Annotated in this window: 17 protein-coding genes; 6 read left to right on the top strand and 11 right to left on the bottom strand. The window is 67.2% G+C overall.

What is annotated here, in order from left to right:
- Positions 1 to 7 precede the first annotated feature (7 nt).
- The 3 genes from zipA to epmA are packed head-to-tail and all read left to right on the top strand — an operon-like array spanning position 8 to position 3,783.
- Positions 8 to 736 (top strand): cell division protein ZipA, encoded by a 729-nt coding sequence (zipA, locus tag IEV56_RS00800; RefSeq protein WP_188446737.1) that lies wholly within the window; start codon positions 8 to 10, stop codon positions 734 to 736.
- 1 nt (position 737) lies between these two features.
- Positions 738 to 2,816: an NAD-dependent DNA ligase LigA gene (ligA, locus tag IEV56_RS00795; protein WP_188446735.1), complete on the top strand. Its 2,079-nt coding sequence runs from the start codon at positions 738 to 740 to the stop codon at positions 2,814 to 2,816.
- Positions 2,809 to 3,783 carry an EF-P lysine aminoacylase EpmA gene (epmA, locus tag IEV56_RS00790; RefSeq protein ID WP_229730120.1) on the top strand — a complete coding sequence of 325 codons (975 nt, stop codon included), beginning with the start codon at positions 2,809 to 2,811 and terminating at the stop codon, positions 3,781 to 3,783. The genes ligA and epmA overlap by 8 nt, the downstream gene beginning before the upstream one ends.
- On the opposite strand, the gene IEV56_RS00785 is transcribed toward epmA, so the two are convergent.
- On the bottom strand, positions 3,770 to 4,378 hold the full coding sequence (locus tag IEV56_RS00785; RefSeq protein WP_188446734.1) for a hypothetical protein: 609 nt from the start codon (positions 4,376 to 4,378) through the stop codon (positions 3,770 to 3,772). The genes epmA and IEV56_RS00785 overlap by 14 nt on opposite strands.
- 32 nt (positions 4,379 to 4,410) lie before the next feature.
- Here IEV56_RS00785 and mtnA point away from each other — a divergent pair, with 32 nt between their 5' ends.
- Together mtnA and gyrA are read left to right on the top strand one after the other, a co-directional pair.
- A complete protein-coding gene (mtnA, locus tag IEV56_RS00780) occupies positions 4,411 to 5,487 on the top strand; it encodes an S-methyl-5-thioribose-1-phosphate isomerase (protein WP_188446731.1) in 1,077 nt (358 codons plus the stop codon).
- Between the two features lie 127 nt (positions 5,488 to 5,614).
- Positions 5,615 to 8,191 carry a DNA gyrase subunit A gene (gene gyrA, locus IEV56_RS00775; protein ID WP_188446729.1) on the top strand — a complete coding sequence of 859 codons (2,577 nt, stop codon included), beginning with the start codon at positions 5,615 to 5,617 and terminating at the stop codon, positions 8,189 to 8,191.
- Positions 8,192 to 8,264: 73 nt separating this feature from the next.
- Here gyrA and IEV56_RS00770 read toward each other — a convergent pair whose 3' ends face one another.
- Both IEV56_RS00770 and IEV56_RS00765 read right to left on the bottom strand, forming a co-directional pair.
- Complete coding sequence (locus IEV56_RS00770) at positions 8,265 to 8,678, bottom strand: glycine zipper 2TM domain-containing protein (protein ID WP_188446727.1); 414 nt, start codon at positions 8,676 to 8,678, stop codon at positions 8,265 to 8,267.
- A gap of 16 nt (positions 8,679 to 8,694) precedes the next feature.
- Positions 8,695 to 9,171, bottom strand: coding sequence for a peroxiredoxin (locus IEV56_RS00765; protein WP_188446725.1), 477 nt, complete (start codon positions 9,169 to 9,171; stop codon positions 8,695 to 8,697).
- Positions 9,172 to 9,281: 110 nt separating this feature from the next.
- On the opposite strand from IEV56_RS00765, the gene IEV56_RS00760 reads away from it, so the two are divergent.
- Complete coding sequence (locus IEV56_RS00760) at positions 9,282 to 10,130, top strand: DnaJ C-terminal domain-containing protein (RefSeq protein ID WP_188446723.1); 849 nt, start codon at positions 9,282 to 9,284, stop codon at positions 10,128 to 10,130.
- Here the strand turns inward: IEV56_RS00760 and pilH are convergent.
- The 8 genes from pilH to purB all read right to left on the bottom strand — a co-directional run bounded on the left by pilH (position 10,127) and on the right by purB (position 20,200).
- Positions 10,127 to 10,498: a twitching motility response regulator PilH gene (gene pilH, locus IEV56_RS00755; RefSeq protein ID WP_188446720.1), complete on the bottom strand. Its 372-nt coding sequence runs from the start codon at positions 10,496 to 10,498 to the stop codon at positions 10,127 to 10,129. The genes IEV56_RS00760 and pilH overlap by 4 nt on opposite strands.
- Before the next feature lie 57 nt (positions 10,499 to 10,555).
- Positions 10,556 to 11,554 carry a YhdH/YhfP family quinone oxidoreductase gene (locus IEV56_RS00750; RefSeq protein WP_188446718.1) on the bottom strand — a complete coding sequence of 333 codons (999 nt, stop codon included), beginning with the start codon at positions 11,552 to 11,554 and terminating at the stop codon, positions 10,556 to 10,558.
- Between the two features lie 78 nt (positions 11,555 to 11,632).
- Positions 11,633 to 13,057 (bottom strand): dihydrolipoyl dehydrogenase, encoded by a 1,425-nt coding sequence (gene lpdA, locus IEV56_RS00745; protein ID WP_188446716.1) that lies wholly within the window; start codon positions 13,055 to 13,057, stop codon positions 11,633 to 11,635.
- Between the two features lie 23 nt (positions 13,058 to 13,080).
- Positions 13,081 to 14,253, bottom strand: coding sequence for a dihydrolipoyllysine-residue succinyltransferase (gene sucB, locus IEV56_RS00740; RefSeq protein WP_188446713.1), 1,173 nt, complete (start codon positions 14,251 to 14,253; stop codon positions 13,081 to 13,083).
- Positions 14,254 to 14,272: 19 nt separating this feature from the next.
- Positions 14,273 to 17,098: a 2-oxoglutarate dehydrogenase E1 component gene (locus IEV56_RS00735; RefSeq protein ID WP_229730119.1), complete on the bottom strand. Its 2,826-nt coding sequence runs from the start codon at positions 17,096 to 17,098 to the stop codon at positions 14,273 to 14,275.
- 120 nt (positions 17,099 to 17,218) lie between these two features.
- A complete protein-coding gene (locus IEV56_RS00730; RefSeq protein WP_188446709.1) occupies positions 17,219 to 17,656 on the bottom strand; it encodes a GNAT family N-acetyltransferase in 438 nt (145 codons plus the stop codon).
- Entirely contained in the window at positions 17,653 to 18,822 is a 1,170-nt protein-coding gene (locus tag IEV56_RS00725) for a cupin domain-containing protein (protein ID WP_188446707.1), read from the bottom strand. Before IEV56_RS00725 ends, IEV56_RS00730 begins: the two co-directional genes overlap by 4 nt.
- 1 nt (position 18,823) lies before the next feature.
- The gene (gene purB / locus IEV56_RS00720) at positions 18,824 to 20,200 is read right to left on the bottom strand and encodes an adenylosuccinate lyase (RefSeq protein ID WP_188446704.1); all 1,377 of its coding nucleotides are present in this window, start codon (positions 20,198 to 20,200) and stop codon (positions 18,824 to 18,826) included.
- Positions 20,201 to 20,220 lie beyond the last annotated feature (20 nt).

Below are 20,220 nucleotides of genomic sequence, written 5' to 3'. Positions count from 1 at the left end.
GGTGAGCATGCTTTCCAATCTCAGCGACGAAGCCATCGTACGGATCATCATCGCCGCGGTGTTCGTGCTGGTCATCGGCTACATCGTGATCAGCAGCCGGCTGCGCGGCCGCGGCAAGCCGCAGGCGCGCAGCGCCGTGCGCCAGGAGCCGGAAGCCGGCGCCGACGACGGGCACGCCACGGACGGCCAAACGCCGGACGAACCGGAGTACCGCGAACAGGCCACGCTCGGTTTCGACAGCAAGCCGGCGCCGGCCAAGGCCAGCCAGATCGGCAAGCGCAAGAGCGAGAACTACGAGAAGCTGGTGATGCTGTACCTGGCGGCCAAGAGCGGCCAGACGATTTCCGGCGCCGAGCTGGTGCTGGCCACCGAGAAGGTCGGTCTGGTGTACGGCCACCACAACATCTACCACCGTCTGGCCGACGGCCCGGACGCCGGCGAGCCGGTGTTCAGCATGGCCAACGTGGTGCAGCCGGGCTATTTCGACCTGGCCAACATCGATGCGCTGCAGACGCCCGGCGTCAGCTTCTTCATGACCCTGCCGGGTCCGGTCACCGCGGTGCAGGCCTGGGACACCATGCTGCCGATCGCCGAACGCATGGCCCAGCTGCTGGACGCCGTGCTGCTCGACGCCGACCGCAACGCGCTCGGCCGCCAGCGCATCCTGCACATCAAGGAAGAGCTGCGCACGTTCGACCGCGAAAAAGAGCGCCAGAACATCAAGCCCGGACGCTGAGATGGATCCGGTGCAGGAACGCATGCGGCAGTTGCAGGCGCGCATCGAGGACGCCAACTACCGCTACTACGTGCTCGACGACCCGTCGATCACCGACGCCGAATGGGACCGCCTGCTGCGCGAACTGCAACAGCTGGAAGCCGCGCATCCCGAACTCGCCGACACCGCCTCGCCGACCCGCCGCGTCGGCGGCCGGCCGGCCTCGGGTTTCGCGCAGGTCGCGCATACGGTGCCGATGCTGTCGCTCGGCAACGCCTTCAGCGACGACGAGGTCGCCGAGTTCGTCGTCCGCATCGGCAAGGAGACCGGCGACGGCGAACCGGTGTTCTCGGTAGAACCGAAGCTCGACGGCCTGGCGATCAGCCTGCGCTACGAGCACGGTGTGTTCGTGCGCGGCGCGACCCGCGGCGACGGCAGCACCGGCGAGGACGTCACCGGCAACCTGCGCACGGTGAAAAGCATTCCACTGCGCCTGCGCGGCGACGCGCCCGCGGTGCTGGAAGTGCGCGGCGAGGTGTTCATGCCCAAAACCGGATTCGCCGAATACAACGCCTGGGCTTTGGCGCATGGCGAGAAGACCCTGGCCAATCCGCGCAACGGCGCCGCCGGTTCGCTGCGCCAGCTCGATCCGGCGGTCACCGCCAAGCGGCCGCTGGCGTTCTACGCCTACGCGCTGGGCGAGGTCAGCGCCTTGCCGGCCGGCATCGACACGCATTCGCAGGCCCTGGCTTGGCTGCGTTCGCTGGGCCTGCCGGTCTGCCCCGAGGTGCGCACCGCGCGCGGCGTCGCGGGCGTACTGGCGTTCTACCGCGAACTCGGCGCACGGCGCGACGGTCTGCCGTACGACATCGACGGCTCGGTGTACAAGCTTGACCGCTACGACCAGCAGCGCGCCATGGGCTTCGTGTCGCGTGCGCCGCGCTGGGCCATCGCGCACAAGTATCCGGCGCAGGAGGAATCCACCGTCGTCGAGGACATCGAGGTGCAGATCGGCCGCACCGGCGCGGTGACGCCGGTCGCCCGGCTGGTGCCGGTGCAGGTGGCCGGCGTGGTGGTCACCAACGCCACCTTGCACAACGCCGACCAGGTCGCGCGGCTGGACGTGCGCGTCGGCGACACCGTGATCGTGCGCCGCGCCGGCGATGTCATCCCGGAAGTGGTGCGGGTGGCCGATGGCGGCCGGCCGGACGGCAGCCGGCCCTGGACGATGCCGACGGAATGCCCGATCTGCGGCTCCGCCATCGAGCGCGAAGACGGCGAAGTGGTGGCGCGCTGCACCGGCGGCCTGTTCTGCCCGGCGCAGCGCAAGCAGGCCCTGTTGCACTTCGCCTCGCGCCGCGCGATGGACATCGAGGGTCTCGGCGAGCGCTTCGTCGACGCGCTGGTCGAATTCGGCTATGTGCGCACGGTCGCCGATCTGTATCTGCTGACGCTCGCCGATTTCCTGGAGATGAAGCGCCGCGCCGATGAGCGCGACGGCAGTACGCCGGAGACGGTGAAGGCCGGCAAGGTCGCCAGCAAGTGGGCCGAGAACCTGATCGCCGCCATCGACGCCAGCCGCGAAACCGCGCTGGAGCGCATGCTGTTCGCGCTCGGCATCCGCGATGTCGGTGAGAGCACAGCCAAGACCCTGGCGCGCCATTTCGGCGCGCTCGATCCGCTGATGGCCGCCGGCGAAGACGAATTGCGGCAAGTGCCCGACATCGGTCCGGTGGTCGCCGCGCGCATCGCGCATTTCTTCGCCCAGCCGCACAACCGCGAGGTGATCGATGCCCTGCGCGCCAACGGCGTGCGTTGGCCGGAAGGTCCGCCGCAGCGCGCCAGCGAAGGCCCGTTGGCCGGCGTCACGGTGGTGCTGACCGGCGGTCTGGCCGCGATGTCGCGCGATGAAGCCGGCGCGAAGCTGGAGGCGCTCGGCGCCAAGGTCTCCGGCAGCGTGTCGAAGAAAACCGGCATCGTGGTGGCCGGCGAAGCGGCCGGCAGCAAGCTGGCCAAGGCGCAGGAACTCGGCCTCGAGATCTGGGACGAAGCGCGCCTGCTGGCGTTCCTGGCCGAACACGCCGGAGCCGACGGTGGCTGATTGGCGCAGTCTGGTCACGTCCGAGGCGTTGCGCTTGCGCGCCGCGGTGTATCGCCACATCCGCGAGTTCTTCCACGCCCGCGGCGTGCTGGAAGTGGAAACGCCGGTATTGTCGGAAGCCGGCAACACCGATCCGAACATCGAGTCGTTCCGGCTCGAATTCACCGGCCCGAGCAGTGCCGGCAGCCGGCACCGCTGGCTGCGTACCTCGCCGGAGTTTCCGCTCAAGCGCTTGCTGGCCGGCGGCGTGGGCGATTGCTACGAACTGGGCCGGGTGTTCCGCAACGGCGAATACGGCCGCCGGCACAATCCCGAGTTCACCATGCTGGAGTGGTACCGGGTCGGTTGGGACCACCTGCAGCTGATCGACGAATGCGTCGAACTGGTGCTCGGCGTGTTCGCACTGAACGGCCGCACTCTGGATCTGGCGCGCTTCAGCTACCGTGAACTGTTCCAGCACCGGCTCGGCATCGACCCGCTGACCGCGCCGTTGGAGCTGCTGTCGGCCGCCGTGACTCAACATGCGCGCATCGATACCGACGGTCTGACGCATGATGATCTGCTCGATCTGCTGTTGACCCACGCCATCGAACCGGCGTTGCCGGCCGACCGCTTGACCGTGATTTACGACTTCCCGGCCAGTCAGTGCGCCTTGGCGCGCATCCGCCGCGACGCCATTCCGGTGGCCGAACGCTTCGAGCTGTATGTCGGCGGCGTGGAGCTGGCCAACGGCTACCACGAACTCAACGACGCCGCCGAGCAGCGCGCGCGTTTCGAGGCCGATCTGGCGCGCCGCCGCGAACGCAACGGCGCGCCGCTGCCGCCGGTCGATCAGCGCCTGTTGGCGTCGCTGCCGGACATGCCGGACTGCGCCGGCGTGGCGCTGGGCATGGACCGCTTGATGATGTGCCTGCTCGGTGCCGGCGCGTTCGCCGACATCGCCGCGTTCGACTTCAGCCGCGCCTGAGCCGTCGACCGGCGTCCTGCAGGCGCTTCAGCGCCGGCAAGGCCAGTTCGAACGCTTCTTCCGACCAGTTCCAGAGCAGTCCGGCCGGCAGTTTCAGGTTCTTGGCCAACGGCGCCGGCAGCCAATCCGAACCGAGCTTGCGCACGCGGCCGACGCTGTCGGCATAGCGTCCGATGGCCCAGGTCCGAGCCACTTCGCTCAGCAGTTCCGGCGCCCAGTGCGCCAACGGCGCCAGGCGCAGCAGCCAACGGCTGGCGGTTTCGCCCAAGCTCCGGCGCAGACGCCGCTCGATTGCCGCACCGTCCAGCAGGCGCGGCGTACCGGCGTCGGCCACGGCGAGGATCGCGGCGATTTCCCAATTGGCCGGTTTCAGGCCGTAGCGGCGGTAGATGTCGCGGATCAGCCGTACCTGGATCTTGGCCGGCGTATTGCCGCTCAGGTTCTTGCGCAGCGACGACGCCAGAAACGGTTTGGCCAAGGGCAGGGCGCTGATGACGCGGTGGGCGAGGGCATAGGCGCCGGCCTTGACACAGGCGGTGTGCAGGACGAGTTCAACCTGTCCACCGGGGCTGGCGGAGATGCGAGCCTCAGCCATATGGGATGGCCGCGAATTGGGTAAAATGGCGCATGCACAGGAACGATACCATGGATTTCAGCCGATACGACCGCGTCCGCCCCCTGCTCTGGAACGGCGACAGCCTGCGCGTGCTCGATCAACGCGTGCTGCCGCACCGGCAGGAATACCTGGATTGCCGCGATCATGCGCAGGTGGTCGAGGCCATCAAGACCCTCGCCGTGCGCGGTGCGCCGGCCATCGGCATTGCCGGCGCCTATGGCGTGGTACTGGCCGCGCGGGCGGTGAGCGCCGCCGATGGCGCCGAGGCGCTGGCGCGCATCGCCACGCCGTTGCAGGAACTGGAGCATGCGCGCCCGACCGCCGTAAACCTGGCCTGGGCCGTGCGCCGGATGGCCGCTGCCTTGCGCGCCGCCGGTGTGGATTGGCGGCGCGTCGTCGAAGCCGAGGCCGTCGCCATCCAGGCCGAAGACTTGGCCGCCAACCACGCCATGGGCCGCATGGGTGCCGACTGTCTGCCAACCGGCGCGCGCGTGCTGACCCACTGCAACACCGGCTCCCTGGCCACCGCCGGTTTCGGCACCGCGCTGGGCGTGATCCGCGCCGGCGTCGCCATGGGGCGAATCGCCGAGGTGTATGCCAGCGAAACCCGGCCCTGGCTGCAGGGTTCGCGGCTGACCGTATGGGAACTGCTGCAGGACGGCATCGAGGCGACGCTCATCGTCGATTCGGCCTCGGCCTACCTGATGCAGACCGGCCGGCTGGATGCGGTCATCGTCGGCGCCGACCGCATCTGCGCCAATGGCGACGTCGCCAACAAGATCGGCACCTACGCGCACGCGCTGGCGGCCAAGGCGCATGGCCTGAAGGTGATGGTGGTGGCGCCCAGCACCACGGTCGACATGGCCACCGCGCAAGGCGCCGACATCGAAATCGAACAACGCAGCGCCACCGAACTGACCCACATCGCGGGCGTCGAAGTGGGCGCGCGGGCGGCCAAAGTCTACAATCCGGTGTTCGACGTGACCCCGGCGGACTGCATCGATTTCCTGGTCACCGAAAAGGGCGTCATCGAGCGCCCGGACCGGGCCAAAATGACGGCCTGTTTCGGAGCCGTGTCAAGCCCCTAACGTATTGTTTCATCGGGGCAAAAAACGCTAAACGGACGCTGAATTCTGGTACAATCGGAGGGGTGTTTTTCCGCGTCGGAAACGGCCCGGAAACGGCATCCAAACCCCTCTAATTCCGAGTGCCTGAATGTCCGATTTAGCCAAAGAAGTCATCCCCGTCAATCTCGAAGACGAAATGCGCCGCAGCTACCTCGATTACGCCATGAGCGTGATCGTCGGCCGCGCCCTGCCCGACGTGCGCGACGGCCTGAAGCCGGTGCACCGGCGCGTGCTGTTCGCCATGCACGAGCTCGGCGCGCACTCGAACAAGCCGTACTACAAGTCGGCGCGCATCGTCGGTGACGTCATCGGTAAGTACCACCCGCACGGCGACCAGTCGGTGTACGACACCCTGGTGCGCATGGCGCAGCCGTTCTCGCTGCGCTACCTGCTGGTCGACGGCCAGGGCAACTTCGGTTCGGTCGACGGCGACTCCGCCGCGGCCATGCGTTACACCGAGGCGCGCATGGCGCGCATCACCCACGAGCTGCTGGCCGACCTCGACAAGGAAACGGTCGACTTCCAGCCGAACTATGACGAGAAGGAGCTGGAACCGACGGTCATGCCGACCAAGGTCCCGAACCTGCTAATCAACGGCTCGGAAGGCATCGCGGTCGGCATGGCGACCAAGATTCCGCCGCACAACCTGGGCGAGGTCATCAACGGCACCATCGCGCTGATCGACGATCCGGAAATCGGCATCGGCGAACTGATCGCGCACATCCCCGGTCCGGATTTCCCGACCGCCGGCATCATCAACGGCGCCGCCGGCATCCACGCCGCCTACCACACCGGCCGCGGCCGCGTGGTGATGCGCGCCAAGACCGACATCGAGATGCAGGACAACGGCCGCGAGGCCATCATCGTCACCGAAATTCCGTACCAGGTGAACAAGGCGCGCCTGATCGAGAAGATCGCCGAGCTGGTCAAGGAAAAACGCGTCGAAGGCATCTCCGAACTGCGCGACGAGTCCGACAAGGACGGCATGCGCATCTACATCGAGGTCAAGCGCGACCACAGCGCCGAGATCGTGCTCAACCACCTGTTCAACGAGACGCCGCTGCAGCAGACCTTCGGCATCAACATGGTTGCCCTGGTCGACGGCCGTCCGCAGCTGCTGAACCTGAAGCAGATCCTGGAAGCCTTCGTGCGCCACCGCCGCGAGGTGGTCACCCGCCGCACCATCTTCGAACTGCGCAAGGCCCGCGCCCGCGCCCACATCCTGGAAGGCCTGACGGTCGCCTTGGCCAACATCGACGAGATGATCGAGCTGATCAAGGCCTCGCCGAACCCGCAGGAGGCCAAGGAACGCATGATGGCCAAGCGTTGGCAGCCGGGTCTGGTCAAAGCCCTGCTCGAAGCCGCCGGCGCACACGCCTCGCGCCCGGAAGACCTCGACGCCGGGTTCGGCCTGCTTGCCGATGGCTACCAGCTGTCCGAGGTGCAGGCCAAGGAAATCCTGGAGATGCGCCTGAACCGCCTGACCGGGCTGGAGCAGGAGAAGCTGACCGAGGAGTACAAGGAACTGCTGGCCGAGATCCGCGACCTGATCGAGATCCTGGAAGTGCCGGAGCGCCTGCTGGCGGTCATCCGCCAGGAGCTGCTGAAGGTCAAGGAGGATTTCGGCGACGACCGCCGCACCGAAATCCGCCCGAGCGAGGAAGACCTGGCCGACCTCGACCTGATCGCCTCCGAGGACGTGGTGGTCACGCTCTCGCACGCCGGTTACGCCAAACGCCAGATGCCGTCCACCTACCGCGCGCAGAAACGCGGCGGCAAGGGCCGCGCCGCGGCCTCGGTCAAGGACGAGGACTTCATCGAACGCCTGTGGGTGGTCAACACCCATGACACGCTGCTGACCTTCACCTCCGAAGGGCGGGTGTTCTGGCTGAAGGTCTATCAGCTGCCGGATTCCGGCCCGAACTCGCGCGGTCGTCCGATCGTCAACTGGATTCCGCTGCAGGAGGGCGAAAAGGTGCAGGCGGTGCTGCCGGTGCGCGATTTCGCCGACGACCGCTACGTGTTCTTCGCCACCCGCAACGGCACGGTCAAGAAGACCCCGCTGTCGGATTTCTCCAACCCGCGCTCGAAAGGCATCTGGGCCATCAACCTCGACGAGGGCGACGGCCTGGTCGACGTGCAGCTGACCGACGGCGGCAAGGACATCATGCTGTTCGGCTCGCACGGCAAGGCCGTGCGCTTCGATGAATCCGAAGTGCGCTCGATGGGCCGCACCGCCACCGGCGTGCGCGGCATGCGCCTGCCGGAAGACGGCGCCACGGTGGTCAGCATGGTCGTGGTCGAGGGCGAGGGCGACATCCTCACCGCCAGCGAGAACGGCTTCGGCAAGCGCACCGAGGTCTCGGCCTATCCGAAGAAAGGCCGCGGCACCCAGGGCGTGATCGCCATCCAGACCTCCGACCGCAACGGCAAGCTGGTCGGCGCCATCCAGCTGACCGAACAGCACGAGATCCTGCTGATCTCCGACCAGGGCACCATGGTGCGCACGCGCGCCTCGGAAGTCTCGCAGGTCGGCCGCAACGCCCAAGGCGTGACCCTGATGCGGGTGGCCGAGGACGAGAAGCTGATGGCCATCGAGAGCCTGGACGTCATCGACGACGGCGGCGATGCCGAGGTCGAAGCCGGAGACGGCGCGCCGGAATGACGGCGCGTCGAGTTCTGAAACGGAAAACGGCGGATTCGATCCGCCGTTTTTCGTTCGTGCCGGAAGCGCGGGCTCAGGGCCGGTAAAGCTTGGCCTTGCCGTCCTTGACCCGCACGATGTAGCCGACCTTGATGCCATGCAGCAACTCCTGGCGGACCACCTTGGTGCTGCCGTCGCGCATGCGCACGGTGATCTTGTATTCACGGTTGCCTTCGGCCATCTTCTTGCCGGCGTAGGCGCCGCCGACCGCGCCGGCGACCGTGGCGACCTTCTTGCCGTCGCCACTGCCGACCTGGTTGCCGACCAGTCCGCCGATCACGGCGCCGGCCACCGCGCCGCCGGTTCCGGATTTGGGATCGTCGACCTTGACGATGTCCAGCACGCGGCCGCAGCGCGCGCAATCGGCCGGCATGTCGCGGGTCTGGGCGTTGGCGGCCGAACCGGCCAGTACGCCGGTCAACAGGATCATTGCGGTGAATTTGTTCATAACGATCTCCTTTGCGTTACAGGGAAGCGAGCACCGATTCGGCGGCGGACACCGAGAACTCGCCCGGCGCCTCCACGAACAGGTGGGTGACGATGCCGTCGTCGGCGACCAGGGCGAAGCGCTTGGCGCGCAGGCCCATGCCGAACGCGCTGGCGTCCAGCTCGAGGCCGAGCGCCTTGGTGAATTCGCCGTTGCCGTCGGCCAACATCTGGATGGCGGATGGGGTGTCCTGGCTCTTGCCCCAGGCCGACATCACGAAGGCGTCGTTGACCGACAGGCAGGCCACGGCGAAGCCCTTGGCGGTGAATTGGTCGATGTGCTGGATGTAGCCGGGCAGGTGTTTGGCCGAGCAGGTCGGGGTGAACGCGCCCGGCACGGCGAACAGCACCACCTTACGGCCGGCGAAGAACTCCACGCTGTCGATGGCCTGCACGCCGTCCTGCACCAGATTGAGGGTTGCGGACGGGATGCGTCCGCCGACTTGAATGGCCATGGATCACCTGCATATTGGGGAATGAGGGTGAATGATAAACTGTTTCCAGCGCATCCACCGTCAAGTCTGTTGCATCCATCCTGAACCGCGTTCTAACGGCGAGGAAATCCATGGAATTCAAGGATTATTACCAAACTCTCGGCGTCGAGCCGTCGGCCAGCGACGCCGAAATCAAGACCGCCTACCGCCGTTTGGCGCGCAAATACCATCCGGACGTGAGCAAGGAAACGGGTGCTGAGGAACGCTTCAAAGCGGTTAATGAGGCCTATGAGGTGCTCAAGGATTGCGACAAGCGCGCCCAGTACGATCAGCTCAAGGCCGGCGGCTATCGGCCCGGCGAGGATTTCCGCCCGCCGCCGGGCTTCAACCGTGGCGGCTTCCAGTTCGACTTCAACGACCTGGGCGGCGGGGGCGGCGGCTTCAGCGATTTCTTCGAGTCGCTGTTCGGCGGCGGCCAGCGCGCGCAGCAGGCGCCCTCGGGCAGCCGGGTCAAACTCGCCATCCCGTTGGAGCGCGCGTATGCCGGCGGCAAGCAGAAGATCCGCGTCGGCGAACGCACGCTGGAAATCAACATCCCGGCCGGCATCCGCGCCGGGCAAAGCATCCGCCTGGCCAAGCAGGGCGAACGCGGCGGCGATTTGATGATCGAAATCGACTACCAGGAACACCCCGAGTTCGAGCTGGACGGACAGAACGTGCTGTACACCGTGACGCTGATGCCCTGGCAGGCGGCCTTGGGCGACACCGTCTCAGTGCCGACTCTCGGCGGCAAGGTCGGCCTGAAGATTCCGGCCGGTTCCGACAGCGGCAAACGTCTGCGCCTGAAGGGCCGCGGCATGCCCGGCAAGCAGGGCAACGGCGACCAGTTGGTGGAAATCGAAATCAGCGCGCCGCCGGCGGACACCGAAGAGCAGAAAGCCCTGTACCGGCGGATGGCGGAACTGTACGGCGGCGCTTAGGCCGCCGGAGTCAGCACCTGCTTGATGATGTCGACCAGTTCGTTCTCGTTGAACGGTTTGGTCAGGTAGGCTTTGGCGCCTTGGCGCATGCCCCAGACGCGGTCGGTTTCCTGGTCCTTGGTGGTGACCAGCACCACCGGGATATGCTGGGTGGCCTCGTCGCGGGTCAGCGCGCGGGTGGCCTGGAAACCGTTGAGGTTCGGCATCACCACGTCCATCAGCACCAGGTCGGGTTTCTCGGTCTTGCACAGCTCGACGCCGATGACGCCGTCTTCGGCGGTCAGCGCTTCATGGCCGAGTTTTTCCACGATGCGTTTCATGCCCAGCAGTTGCGAGGGCGAGTCGTCGACGACCAGAATGCGTGCCATAAATTTCCCCTGTAGCGGTGCGGTTAGTTAACGGTAAAAACGCGTTTTTGGCAAGCCTTACGCATGGATGCGGACCACGGTGCGGCCGAACGACGCGCCGGCCAGCATGCGCTCGAACACCGCCGGCAGTCCGTCGATGCCGGTTTCGCGCACGGGCAGCGCGGCCAGCGTGGCGGCGTCGAAATGCTCCGCCAGCAAGGCCCAGACCCGTTCGCGGATCGGGCGCGCGGTGCCGGCCGAGGCGATGCCGAGCAGCGACACGCCGCGGATGATGAACGGCATCACCGACGCCGGCAGTTCCGCGCTGGCCACCAGGCCGCAGGTGGCGACATTGCCGTACGGCGCGGTCTGCGCCAACAGCGCGGCCAGCGTGGCGCCGCCGACGTTGTCGAGCGCGCCGCCGAAGCGCACGCTGTCCATCGGCCGCGTAGTCAAGAAGGCGTCGCGCGCCAGCACGTGCGATGCGCCCAGCGCGCGCAGCACGTCGGCGTGCTCCGGTTTGCCGGATACCGCGTGCACGGTGTAGCCGGCCTTGGCGAACAGCGCGGTGGCCAGCATGCCGACGCCGCCGGTGGCGCCGGTGACCGCGATCGGGCCGAGTTCCGGACGCTGATGGTTCTCCTGCATGCGCAGCAATGCCAATCCCGCGGTGAAGCCGGCGGTGCCCAGGATCATCGCATCGCGCGGGCTCCAGCCCGACGGTAGCGGGATGACATGTCGGGCGTCGATGCGCACTTCGGCGCCATAGCCGCCATCGCTGGTTTCCGACAGGCCCGAGCCGGTGACCAGCACCGAATCGCCCGGCTTCAGCGCCGGATCGGCCGATTCGACGACATGCCCGGCGCAGTCGATGCCGCCATTGAGCGGAAAGCGGCGCAGAATCTTGCCTTGGCCGGTGCCGGCCAAGGCGTCCTTGTAGTTCACGCTGGAGTACTGCGCCGCGATGACGGTATCGCCCGATGTCAGCGTCGCGCGCGTGACCGCTTCGATGCCGGCGCGGTAGCCGGCGTCGTCGCTGTGGATGCGGAAGGCGGGAAAGGCGGTGTCGGTGTGCATGGCAATCTCCGTGCGGCGGCCGGCGGGCAAGAAAAAACCCGCATCGCTGCAGGTTTTTTCGGTACGCGCCGTGCCGGTTCAGTTGACCTTGTGGATGGCGCGTTTGTCGACCGCCATGGCGGCGTCGTGAATGGCTTCCGACAGCGTCGGGTGGGCGTGGCAGATGCGCGCCAGGTCCTCGGCCGAACCGTGGAACTCCATGGTCAGCACGCCTTCGTGCACCAGCTCGGAGACGCCGACGCCGACCAGGTGCATGCCGAGCACGCGGTCGGTCTCGGCGTGCGCGATGACCTTGACGAAGCCGGCCGGCTCGCCCATGGCCACGGCGCGGCCGACGGCGGCGAACGGGAAGCTGCCGGTCTTGTATTCCACGCCCTCGGCCTTGAGCTGCTGCTCGGTCTTGCCGACCCAGGCGATTTCCGGTTCGGTGTAGATCACCCACGGGATGGTGTCGAAGTTGACGTGGCCGGGCAGGCCGGCGATCATCTCGGCCACCGCGATGCCTTCCTCGAAGCCCTTGTGCGCCAGCATCGGGCCGCGCACGCAGTCGCCGACTGCCCAGATGCCGTCGACGCCGGTGCGGCAGTGCGCATCGACCTCGATCTGGCCGCGCTCATTAAGCTTGACGCCGGTGCCGTCGGCCAGCAGACCCTTGCTGGCGGCCTTGCGGCCGACCGCGACCAGCAGCTTGTCGACGGTCAGCTGCACGTCGGCCTTGCCGTCGTTGTAGGTCAGGTGCACTTCGCCGTTCTTGACCTCGGCCTTGCCGAGCTTGGCGCCGAGCTTGATGTCGAGGCCTTGCTTCTTGAATTCCTTGAGCGCGACGCGCGACACTTCGGCGTCGGCCGCGCCCAGGAAGTCCGGCATCGCTTCCAGGATGGTCACTTCCGCGCCGAGGCGCTTCCAGACGCTGCCGAGTTCCAGACCAATCACGCCGGCGCCGATCACGCCGAGGCGCTTGGGCACCGCGGCGAAGTCGAGCGCGCCGACGTTGTCGACGATGTGCGTGCCGTCGAACTTGGCGAACGGCAGCTCGATCGAGTCGGAGCCGGCGGCCAACACGACATGCTTGCCGGTCAGCTCGACCACGCTGCCGTCATGCTGCTTGACGGTGACGCGCTTGCCCGGCTGCAGCTGGCCGAAGCCGTAGAACGGCGTGACCTTGTTGGCCTTGAACAGCGCGGCGATGCCGCCGGTGAACTGCTTCACGATCTTGTCCTTGCGGCCGACCATGGTGCCGACGTCGATCTTGGCGTTGTCGGCGGTGATGCCGTGCTCGCCGAACAGGTGCTGCATGTTCCAGTATTGGCGCGAGGAATCCAGCAGCGCCTTGGACGGGATGCAGCCGACGCGCAGGCAGGTGCCGCCCAGCGCGGGCTGGCCGTCCTTGCCGAGCGCGGCGTCGATGCAGGCGGTCTTCAGGCCCAGTTGCGCGGCGCGGATGGCGGCATGGTAGCCGGCCGGGCCGGCGCCGATGACGACGACGTCAAATTCAGTACTCATGGTTCATTCGCCTCGAAGGTGGATTACAGGCCGAGCAGCATGCGGTGCGGGTTTTCCAGCTGATTCTTGATGTCGACCAGGAACAGCACCGCGTCCTTGCCGTCGATGATGCGGTGGTCGTAGCTCAGCGCGATGTACATCATCGGGGCGATCACCACCTGGCCGTTCTCGGCGATCGGGCGCTCCTTGATGGCGTGCATGCCGAGGATGGCCGACTGCGGCGGATTGACGATCGGGGTCGACATCAGCGAGCCGAAGGTGCCGCCGTTGGTGATGGTGAAGGTGCCGCCCTGCAGGTCTTCCAGCTTCAGGCCGCCTTCACGGGCCTGCTTGGCGTAACCGGCGATGGCCGCTTCGATGTCGGCGAAGCTCATGTTCTCGACGTTGCGCAGCACCGGGGTGACCAGGCCTTTCTCGGTGGCGACCGCGATCGAGATGTCGGCGTAGCCGTGGTAGATCACGTCGTTGCCGTCGACCGAGGCGTTGACGATGCCGTGCTTGGCCAGCGCATTGGCGGCGGCCTTGGCGAAGAAGCTCATGAAGCCGAGCTTGATGCCGTGGGTCTTCTCGAACGGCTCGCCCAGCTCCTTGCGCATGGCCATCACCTTCGACAGGTTGACTTCGTTGAACGAGGTCAGCATGGCGATCGAGTTCTTCGACTGCATCATGCGTTCGGCGATGCGCTGGCGGATGCGGGTCATCGGCACGCGTTGTTCGGGGCGGGCGCCGCCGCCGGACTTGACGTGGTTGACCAGGTCTTCCTTGGTCACGCGGCCGGCGCGGCCGGTACCGGCGACGTCGGCCGGGTTGATCTCGTTGCGCGCGGCATAGTTGGCGGCACCGGGCGGCAGGCCGGCGGTGTCGACCTTGGCGGCGGGCGCGGCGGCAGCGGCCGGTGCCGGGGCGGCGGCTTTCGGCGCGTCGGCCTTGGCGGCCGGAGCCGGCGCGGCGGCGACCACGCCTTCCTCGATGATGGCCACGACCTGGCTGCTGGTCACGGTGGCGCCGGCTTCGAACTTGATTTCCTTGAGGGTGCCGTCGACCGGGGAGGGCACTTCCAGCACGACCTTGTCGGTCTCGAGATCCATCAGGTTCTCGTCGCGGCGGACCGTGTCGCCCGCTTTCTTGTGCCAGGCGGCGATGATGGCGTCCGAGACGGATTCGGGCAGGACGGGGACTTTGACTTCGATGCTCATGACGATGGCCTTTTGGGGGTTATTCGTTGGTGAAATCGCGCTGGCCCGGATTGACCAGGGCGTCGGCGATCAGTTTCGCCTGTTCGGCGGTGTGGGTGTTGGCGTGGCCGCAGGCCGGCGCCGCGGAGCGGGCGCGGCCGGCGTAGTGCAGCACGCGGCCTTCGCCCAGACAGCTGCGCAGATGGTGCTGGATCTGGTACCAGGCGCCCTGGTTCTGCGGCTCTTCCTGGCACCAGAACACATCCTTGGCGGCCGGGAAGCGCGCCAGTTCGGCTTTCAATGCTTCGCGCGGGAACGGATACAGCTGTTCGACGCGCACGATGGCGACGTTGTCCAGCTTCTTCTCGGCGGCGGCTTCGACTAGGTCGTAATAGACCTTGCCGGCGCAGACCACCACGCGCGTGGCCTTGGCCGGGTTCTTGGCGGTGCTGTCGGCAATCAGCTCCTGGAATGCGCCGTTGGCGAGATCTTCCATGCGCGAGACCGACAGCTTGTGGCGCAGCATCGACTTCGGCGTCATCACCACCAGCGGCTTGCGGGTGGCGCGCAGCATCTGGCGGCGCAGCATGTGGAACATCTGCGCCGGGGTGGTCGGCGTGCAGACCTGGATGTTGTTCAGCGCGCACAGCTGCAGGAAGCGCTCCAGGCGCGCCGAGCTGTGTTCCGGGCCCTGGCCTTCATAGCCGTGCGGCAGGAACAGCACCAGGCCGCACAGGCGGTCCCATTTGGCCTCGCCGGAGGTGATGAACTGGTCGATCACCACCTGGGCGCCGTTGGCGAAGTCGCCGAACTGGCCTTCCCAGATGTTGAGCGTCATCGGTTCGGCGGTGGAATAACCGTACTCGAACGCCATGACCGCTTCCTCGGACAGCAGCGAATCGATGATCACGGCGTGGCTCGGGTGCTTGACGAACTGCTGCAGCGGCATGTGCGACTGGCCGTTGTTCTGGTCGTGCACCACCGCGTGGCGGTGGAAGAAGGTACCGCGGCCGGCGTCCTGGCCGACCAGACGCAGGCGGTAGCCTTCGGTCAGCAGGCTGGCGTAGGCCAGGTTCTCCGCGAAGCCCCAGTCCATGTCGAGTTCGCCGGCGGCCATCTTGCGGCGGTCTTCGTAAATCTTGGCGACGCGCGCGTGCGGCTTGAAGCCGTCCGGCACGGCGCTGATCTTCTTGCCCAGGCTTTCCAGCGAGAACTGCGCCAGACCGGTCTTCACCGCCTGCGACAGCTTGCCGTTCAGCCACGGCGTCCAGTCGACCGCGAATTCGTCCTTGGCGGCCTGCGCCACGTCGGTGGTGACCTCGCCCTTGTCGAGTTTGCCGCGGTAGCCGTCGACCAGCGCTTTGGCGTCGGCGTCGGACAGCACGCCGGCGTCGGCCAAGGACGCGGCGTACAGTTCGCGGGTGGTCTTGCGGGCGCGGATGTTCTGATACATCAGCGGCTGGGTCGCGGCCGGCTCGTCGGCCTCGTTGTGGCCGTGGCGGCGGTAGCAGACCAGATCGATGACCACGTCGCGGCCGAAGGTGCGGCGGTAGTCGAACGCGAGTTCGGCGCAGTACACCACCGCTTCCGGGTCGTCGCCGTTGACGTGGAACACCGGCGCACCGATGATCTTGGCCGGGTCGGTGCAGTACAGGGTCGAGCGCGCGTCATCGGGGCGCGAGGTGGTGAAGCCGACCTGGTTGTTGATGACCACATGCACGCTGCCGCCGACCGCGAAGCCGCGGGCCTGCGACATCTGGAACAGTTCCATGACCACGCCTTGGCCGGCGAAGGCGGCGTCGCCGTGGATCACCACCGGCAACACCTGCGAGCGGTTGTCGTCCTGACGGCGCATCTGGCGGGCGCGCACGCTGCCGGCCACCACCGGCGCCACGATTTCCAGATGCGAGGGGTTGAAAGCCAGCGCCAGGTGCACCGGGCCGCCGGGCGAATTGACGTCGGCCGAGAAGCCCATGTGGTACTTGACGTCGCCGGAATGCTCCGGGGTATCGGGATGGTCGAAACGGCCCTCGAATTCGGCGAACAGCTTCTGCGGCGGCTTGCCGAGGGTGTTGACCAGCACGTTCAGGCGGCCGCGGTGGGCCATGCCGATGATGGCGTCCTTGATGCCGTGCTTGCCGCCGTGCTGGATCAGATGGTCCATCAGCGGAATCAGCGATTCGCCGCCTTCCAGCGAGAAGCGTTTCTGGCCGACGTATTTGGTGTGCAGGTAGCGCTCCAGGCCTTCGGCGGCGGTCAGGCGCTCGAGGATGCGTTTGCGCTGTTCCGGGCCGGCCTGCAGGCGGCTCTGCACCGACTCCATGCGCTGCTGGATCCACTGGCGCTGTTCGGCGTCGCTGATGTGCATGAACTCGGCGCCGATGCTGCCGGAATAGGTGCGCTTCAGGCGCTCGAGCAGGTCGGACAGCTTGAGCTTGTCCTGGCCGAAGAAGGTGTTGGCCGGGAATTCGATGTTGAGGTCGGCCTGGCTGAGGCCGTGGTGCGCGATGTCCAGGTCGGGGGCGGCCGGCTTTTCCATCATGCCGAGCGGATCGAGGTTGGCGTTCAGGTGGCCGCGCGAACGGTAGGCGGTCACCAGCTTGCCGACGGCGGTCTGCTTGCGGGCCATTTCCTCGTCGCCGCCGCCGGTGGCGTAGCGGGCCTGCTTGGCCTGGGCCTGGACCGCGGCCAACACCGCCGAGTGCGGCACGTCGCCGCCGCCCTGCAGGCTTTCGAAGTAGTTTTTCCACTGCGCCGGCACCGACGCCGGGTCGACCAGGAAGTCTTCGTAGAGTTCTTCGATGAATGCGGCATTGCCGCCGGAAAGCTGGGAGGACTTGAGGAATTGCTTGATCAGACTTTCCACGGATTTCGGCCTTCGTTCACGGTGAGTGTTGACCGGCATGCCAGCGCGCCAGCCGGTTTCCCAATCCGTGAATTATACCCGAGTCCGGCAGGCGGGAGCACAACCGGACTCGCCCGCGCTTCAGGGCCGAATCAGTTCCAGACGCATCGAGCGGTGGCGGATGCCGGCCTCGTCGTATTCCGGGCCGTAGGCCGCGAAACCGTGCTTTTCGTAGAAGCCCAGCGCGCCGAGTTGCGCGTGCAGGCTCACCTCCGGCCAGCCCGATTCGGCGGCCCAGGCCAGCAGTTCGCGCAGCAGCGCGTCGCCTACGCCGCGCCCGCGCCACTCCTTCAGCACCGCCATGCGGCCGATGGTGCGCTGCGGTGTCAGGCGGCCGGTGCCGATCGGCCGTCCGTCCTGGTCCAGCGCCAGCACATGCGCGCATTCGGGGTCGATGGCGTCGCGTTCCAGCGCGGCCGGCACATTCTGTTCCTGCACGAACACCGTTTCGCGCACCGCATGCAGCAGTGCGGCGTCCCGACCGAAGTCGGCGCGGACGATGCGGAACGCCGGGCTCATCCGCCGTCGCCGAGCCGGTACACGCCCTGTTCGAACAAGGCCTGCAACGCGGCTTGCCCGCTCTTGCCCAGGCGGTTGAGCTCATCGACGCCGATCGCGGGCCGATGGCAGAGCAGGCGGGCATCACCGGCGCCGAGCGCGAAGCTCTCGCCGCTGACGTGTAGCTGCGCCTGTTGGCCGTCACGGTGCCAGGCGAAGCGCGCGAACGGATTGCGCAGCAGTTCCTCGCCGGCCGACAGCGCCGCCAGCGCATCCGGCCAGGCCGGCTGGTCGGGCGCGGCCTGGATGTCGCCGGAGGCGCGGTAGCGGGTGATGAATTGCCCGAACCAGCGCCGGCGTTCCTGCGCCGAGGCCTTTTCCAGCACCGACAGCGCCGCCTCGACGCGCGCGAAGGCGGCTTCGTCGATCTCGAATGGATCCTCGGCCACGGCCAGATCCGGGTCCTCGTAGCGGTGGTATTCCGGCAGCCGTTGCGCCAGGTCATCGGCGAAGTCGGCCAGCATCTCGGCGGTGGACGGCGCGCGCATGCCGACCGAGAAGGTCATGCAGGGATTGCGCGCCTCGCCGTGGTGGGCGTAGCCCGGCGGCAGGTACAGCACGTCGCCCGGCTCCAGATCCCAGCCGTGGCTCGGGTGGAATTCCTGCAACAGTTTCAGTTCGGAATCCGGCCGGAACGCCGGCTCCAGCCTCGGCGCGTCCTCGATCTGCCAGTTGCGGCAGCCCATGGCCTGCACCAGGAACACGTCGTACTGGTCGATGTGGGGGCCGACCGAGCCGCCCTCGACCGCGAAGCTGATCATCACGTCATCCACGCGCCAGCGCGGCAGGAACGCGAACGGCGCCAGCAGTTCGGCCACGTCGGCGTCCCATTTGTCCATGTCCTGCACCAGCAGGGTCCAGTCGCGGTGGCCGAGTTCGGGGAATTCGGACTCCTCGAACGGCCCGGTGCGCAGATGCCAGCGGTCGTTCGGGCGGTCGTAGGTGACCAGGCGCGACAGCGGACCGTCTTCGCAGGCCAGGCCGGCCAGATCCTCCGGGGCCAGCGGCGGCTCGAAGCCGGGAAAGGCCTGCCGGATCAGCAGCGGTTTCTTCTGCCAGTAATCGCGCAGGAACTCCTCGACCGGCATGCCGAGGAAATGCGCCGCACTGCCGCGGGTCTCGATCATCTCAGGCTTTCCCGATGGCGTCGGCCAGCGCTTGGGCGCGGCCGATGTAGGTCGCCGGCGTCAGCGCCAGCAGGGCGTCCTTGGCTTCGGCCGGCAGCTCCAGGCCGCGGATGAAGGCCTGCATGCTGTCGCGGGTGATGCCTTGGCCGCGGGTCAGCGCCTTCAGCTGCTCGTAGGGATTGGGCAGACCGTAGCGGCGCATCACGGTCTGCACCGGCTCGGCCAGCACTTCCCAGGCGGCGTCCAAGTCTTCCTGCAGGCGTTGCGGATTGGTTTCCAGCTTGCCCAGGCCTTTCAGCAGCGAATCGAGCGCGATCAGGGTATGGCCGAAGCCGGTGCCGAGCGCGCGCAGCACGGTCGAGTCGGTCAGGTCGCGCTGCCAGCGGCTGATCGGCAGCTTTTCGGCGAAATGGCCGAGCAGGCTGTTGGCGATGCCGAAATTGCCTTCGGCGTTCTCGAAGTCGATCGGGTTGACCTTGTGCGGCATGGTCGAGGAACCGACTTCGCCGGCCTTCAGCTGCTGCTTGAAGTAGCCGAGCGAGATGTAGCCCCAGACGTCGCGGCACAGGTCGATGCCGATGACGTTGATCCGGCGCATGGCGTCGCACAGCTCGGCGATGCCGTCGTGCGGCTCGATCTGGGTGGTGTACGGGTTGAATTCCAGGCCCAATGCGGACACGAAGCGCTCGGCGAACGCCGGCCAGTCGACGTTCGGATAGGCGACGACGTGCGCGTTGTAGTTGCCGACCGCGCCGTTGATCTTGCCCGGCACGGTGATGGCGTCGAGCTGGCGCAGCTGGCGTTGCAGGCGCGCCGCCACGTTGGCCAGTTCCTTGCCGAGCGTGGTCGGCGAAGCGGTCTGGCCGTGCGTGCGCGACAGCATCGGCTGGCCGGCATTGGCGTGCGCCAAGGCGACCAGCGCCGCGTCCAGGCGGCCGAGCGCCGGACGCAGCACGGCGTCGCGGCCCTGTTTCAGCATCAGGCCGTAGCTCAGGTTGTTGATGTCTTCGGAGGTGCAGGCGAAGTGCACGAATTCCTTGGCTTGCGCCAGGTCGGCGCGGCTTTCCAGGCGCTGCTTGATGAAGTACTCGACGGCCTTGACGTCGTGGTTGGTGGTGCGCTCGATGGCCTTCACCGAGGCGGCGTCGGCCGGGCTGAAGTCGGCGGCGACGGCGCGCAGGAACGTGGCCTGGGCGGCGTCGAAGACCGGCAGTTCGGGGATGCCGGCCTCGCTGGCCAGGGCGATCAGCCACTCGATCTCGACATGCACGCGGGCCTTGATCAGGCCGTATTCGGAGAACACGCCGCGCAGGGCGTCGACTTTGCCGGCATAGCGGCCATCGGTGGGGGACAGGGCAAGCAAGGCGTGTTCGGTCATGGCGGGTCACTGGCTGGAGG

This window comes from Arenimonas maotaiensis (genome assembly GCF_014638745.1).
In the GTDB taxonomy this organism is placed as follows: domain Bacteria; phylum Pseudomonadota; class Gammaproteobacteria; order Xanthomonadales; family Xanthomonadaceae; genus Arenimonas; species Arenimonas maotaiensis.
The sequence above is the reverse complement of the archived record's forward strand: the minus strand, read 5'-3'. Positions and strand labels throughout refer to the sequence as shown.